This is a genomic window from Daejeonella sp., assembly GCF_044232565.1.
Lineage (GTDB): Bacteria > Bacteroidota > Bacteroidia > Sphingobacteriales > Sphingobacteriaceae > Daejeonella.
In genome coordinates this window covers 1-4,242 of the sequence record NZ_JBIILQ010000233.1, presented here as the reverse complement: position 1 = coordinate 4,242, position 4,242 = coordinate 1, and the positions used below count along the sequence as shown (strand labels likewise).

Below are 4,242 nucleotides of genomic sequence, written 5' to 3'. Positions count from 1 at the left end.
GATTATATCTGCACTTTCATTTTTTATTTCATAATTCGTTTGTCCTTGATGTGCATCATCTGGCGAACTCACCTTTGAGCCTTTTGGTAAATTTACGATGTGAATTGTTGCTTGATTAACGATGCCCGAAAGTTTGAACATGAAGGGCCTGGGAGATAATTTCGTTGTTTTATTGAGATAAGCTTCCAGTTGTTGTAAGGTTATGATTGTATTCGGCAATGACTTTTCCGTCCATTTATTGATATTTGCCGAAGCAAAAAATGGAGCTTTGATGGCGAAGGTCTCTTTAACCTCCATTTTTGTTTCTGAAATAACGCGTGATTGATATGATTTGCCGTCGATAATTAAGATTTCTCCAGCTAAATACTCAAGAGGCCCGAATCCGTATAAATTCCTTTTTTCAGAAATCGTATCCAGGTTTATGTTTCCCGATAGTTGTCCTTTCCACATCACATTTCTCATCTCACCAATAATTTTTACGGCATTGCTACTTTGTTGCGCGGAGGCAGAGTATGTGAACATGAAAATACTAAAAAGACTAAAAATTGCTTTTAATTGCATTCCTATTGTTTAAATGAGACTATTTCCTAGTGAATATCTTTTTCATTCATTACGAAACGTAAAGGTATAATTATTATCTTTTTTATTCACTCATCTGGCTTTGTGTATTGCCATGTGGTTTTTTGCGATTGCTGATAAATGTACCAGTTTTTGCGTTGGTGGCACATTTGTTTCAACAATTCTTACCCGATAAATTTTAGTATAGGTGCAAAATTTCATAAAGCTTGCCAATTAAATTTCTACTGCTAAAATTTGAAGCTTAATAGCACTTTCCGCCCACTAAGGCAATTAGCCAGTGTTAGTTGATTATTTATTTAACGAATTCATTGTCTACGGCTACTTCCCAGTATTGTTGAATGTTATATGGGTTTATCGAGAATTCACCGGCAATATTTTTCGAGATATGTTTATTATCAATATCAAACTCAATTCTGATATAACCATTTCTATGAGGTTTAGTACTTGGGCGAATTATATATTCTATGGACCCACCTTTATTTAAGTTATTTACTTTAAGGGTGTCTGAGTTTTCAAAAATACTTCCTTCGCCATATATTAAAATATTATTTGGGATAAAGTCAGATTGATTAATAACATTTACTGTGATTTTTGTTCTAGCATATCCGCTTATTTTCGTGTAGATAAGTCCAAGGGGAATAAAACCGACTATTAAAATTAATGTTATCACTATTGTCTTTTTTTGACCATTCTCTCTTTGTCTGTTAAATAGCTCTGAGATTAGTAGTATCAAACTTGTGATCCAAATTACAATTCCTAGCATTATTAATGGAAAAGTTAAAATGCTCAAACCTTTTAATGGTGAAATTACGGCTAAAAAAATAAATGTAACTATAACGATAGAAATTATCGCGAGCTTTTTTGAAAGCATGATGTTTTTCATGATGTTTTGTTTTTAATATTTTATTAACATCTTGACGCTTGGCGAAGAAGCAACTCTGGAAGCACCAAAGGGTAAAGCCATCACAAAATTTGATAGGAGCCAGGAGAGTTAATTAAACACTGAATGTGTTTTTCTTCCAAATGCTTGCTATCGTATAGGCCTCCTGATCATCCGAATGTTTTACTCTTGTTGAAGAGTAGAGGCTATCAATTTTTAAAATTTACTCCAAAGCTATCCAATCAATAAGTAGTTTGAAATCTTCTTCTTGTTTGTTGGCGATCAAAAAGCTCAATTGTTCAATGCTTTTAAAATTGAAATTAGGTCTGTTTAATTTACGCCCAAAAAATTGAGGGTAAAATTCACTTAATGGTAACTTGATATTTTCCCATTCTCCGGAAGTAGTAAATTGGTGCACGTAAGACTCAGACTGCGAAATTTCGCCTTTTAAACGAAATTCATAGGCCTTACCATCTCCTTTTACACGCAAAACAATAAACTTATTTTCATCCCTTAGTTTAATTGTTTTATTCAATTGTATTGAGGCAAATCCTCCATTGTTTGCCAATGAAACCTGACCCGCAAATTGCCCATGTCCGGAATCGCTAAGCAGCAAAGAGCTTTTTGATATACCACCCATCACGCCATCGTTAACAATACGCCATTCATTAACTTTTGTTTGAGTTGTAAATCTATAAATCTCTTTCATGTTTGTTTGAGCGAATAAGCTGAGGCTTAGTAAAACCAGAAGGTATTTCATATTTCATATTTATTTAAACCATTAAATGCTTTCTATGACACAATTTATGGAGTTATGTTTGTTTTATCAATGTTCCGATATCATTATATTCATCGCCAATTTTCACTAATTTTTTTTTAGGCTACCACTAAGGGTTTGCAGAATTGCGATGGGCGGCATTTTTAGCATAAATGTTGATGCGGAGAGCTGAACGTGAACCCTTCAAAAACTGTTGTGGAATAACTGAACCCACCATTATGCATAATCCTTGCTAGCTGTATTTTTTCCGTTAAATTCTTTCTTTATCATTCCCTGCACTGCATTAAGCTCTCCTTTTCAAAATTATCGTTTTAGATATTTTCTCAAATATTTTGATCATTCTGTTGTTGAAGTCAAACGTTAATTGTTTTATGCACCAAATTTTATGCTCGAGACTTCAATTTAATATATTTTTATCTGATTACTTTTTCAAAACAGATACTATTTTCAACTTCTGCATATTGTCCATAGTTCTTGATAATGATAAAATCATTTTTCTTGTATAAACGTATTGCTTCTGGTTGGTTAAACCCTGTTTCTAAAATACATTTTTTATAATTTAATTCCTTTGTCCAATTTTCCAATTCCTTCAATACAATAGAAGCAATTCCTTTGCCCCTTTTTTCAAGGGGTACAAAAATTCGCTTTATTTCCATTACATTTTGGTCATATTCTTTGATTGCGCCACAACCAACAGCTATTTCATTTTCATATATGACTACTACATATTTAATTTCAGAAATTTTATTGAATTGTGCAAAAAACAAATGTTCTTCGCCATCTCTTATTGCCAAATCTTTGTCAAGCTCAACAACTAATTTTTGGAAATCTAAATCGTCTGAATTTGTTCTTTTAAGGTTATACATTTCTACGTTATTCTTTTATTTATGGGTCTCTCCAAAATTATTACGTAATGGTTTGCGGTTTGGCGCAGGCGGTGATTTTTAGCACAAAGGTTCAATAGAATTAATCTATTGAACCTTGTAAATGTATCATAGAAGCACTTCAGTGGCCATATTACCAAACCGATGTTATGCGTTCGTTCTTCTCCTTATTTCATCAAATTAATATTAAACTTTGTCTAACATTTTTCGTGAAACCATTAAAACCAAAGCTCTTGGTATAAATCTAATAGAGTTAGACATTATATAATTCATAATTCCGTGTATTGCAACCGTCTTTCCTTTTATCATGGAATTATAACCATAATCTGCAACTTGTTTAGCTGTTGGCAATTTTTTTTCTTTGAAAAGCTTACTCTCATCCATTCCTCCGGCAGCTTGGAAACCAGTTTCGGTAGCACCCGGACAAAGAGCAGTTATCGTAATTCCTTGATTACTCACTTCATTACTAAGCGCTTCTGTAAAACTTAATACATAAGCTTTTGTTGCACAATAAACCGCCATTGTTGGGCCAGATTGGAAAGCAGCCGTTGAAGCAACATTCATTATTTTTCCACTTTTGCGTTTTACCATATCTTGTAAATACAGTTTGGTAAATTGTGTCAAAGTTGTAATGTTCAGGTTTATCATTTCTAACTCTTTGTTCCAATCTCTTTCTGCAAACATTCCAAAGTCGCCAAAACCTGCGTTGTTAATTAAGTAGTCAATTTGAATGTTTTGCTTAATTATTTCGTCATACACTTCTTGGGCAGAGTTAATGGCTGAAAGGTCTTTACCAATCGTATAAACAGAAACACCAAATTGTTTTTCCAATTCCGATTTAAGTTCATCTAATTTAGATTTGCTTCGCGCTACCAAAACTAAATCGCCTCCTTTTGAGGCATGAATTTTAGCCAGTTCTAATCCAATACCGTTAGATGCCCCTGTTATCAATGCTGTAGTCTTCATCTTGAAATTTATTAATTTAGCTTTCAATTTTCGGAGCTTTAGCTTCCTTTATACCTGATTCGAATTGTACATCTAAGCCATGAGATACTGTTTTAGTGTCTTCATGGACATCAAACTTAACTACTTTACCAAATTTTATAGTTATAAAATGAACA

At 33.1% G+C, this 4,242-nt stretch carries 5 protein-coding genes; all 5 read right to left on the bottom strand.

What is annotated here, in order from left to right:
- Positions 1-561 (bottom strand): acetolactate decarboxylase (locus ACILQF_RS11095; protein WP_395627474.1); only part of this gene is annotated, 561 nt, incomplete at its 3' end.
- Positions 562-871: 310 nt separating this feature from the next.
- Positions 872-1,462 carry a hypothetical protein gene (locus ACILQF_RS11090; RefSeq protein WP_395627473.1) on the bottom strand — a complete coding sequence of 197 codons (591 nt, stop codon included), beginning with the start codon at positions 1,460-1,462 and terminating at the stop codon, positions 872-874.
- 220 nt (positions 1,463-1,682) lie between these two features.
- Positions 1,683-2,219 (bottom strand): CIA30 family protein, encoded by a 537-nt coding sequence (locus ACILQF_RS11085; protein WP_395627472.1) that lies wholly within the window; start codon positions 2,217-2,219, stop codon positions 1,683-1,685.
- 431 nt (positions 2,220-2,650) lie between these two features.
- Positions 2,651-3,103, bottom strand: coding sequence for a GNAT family N-acetyltransferase (locus ACILQF_RS11080; protein ID WP_395627471.1), 453 nt, complete (start codon positions 3,101-3,103; stop codon positions 2,651-2,653).
- 204 nt (positions 3,104-3,307) lie between these two features.
- Positions 3,308-4,087, bottom strand: a complete 780-nt coding sequence (locus ACILQF_RS11075; RefSeq protein WP_395627470.1) for an SDR family NAD(P)-dependent oxidoreductase — start codon at positions 4,085-4,087, stop codon at positions 3,308-3,310.
- Positions 4,088-4,242: the final 155 nt, after the last annotated feature.

What these genes read in the sequence shown, in the direction of transcription:
- ACILQF_RS11090 (WP_395627473.1), bottom strand. Translation starts at nt 1,462, where the DNA reads ATGAAAAACATCATGCTTTCAAAAAAGCTCGCGATAATTTCTATCGTT.
- ACILQF_RS11075 (WP_395627470.1), bottom strand. Translation starts at nt 4,087, where the DNA reads ATGAAGACTACAGCATTGATAACAGGGGCATCTAACGGTATTGGATTA.
- ACILQF_RS11080 (WP_395627471.1), bottom strand. Translation starts at nt 3,103, where the DNA reads ATGTATAACCTTAAAAGAACAAATTCAGACGATTTAGATTTCCAAAAA.
- ACILQF_RS11085 (WP_395627472.1), bottom strand. Translation starts at nt 2,219, where the DNA reads ATGAAATACCTTCTGGTTTTACTAAGCCTCAGCTTATTCGCTCAAACA.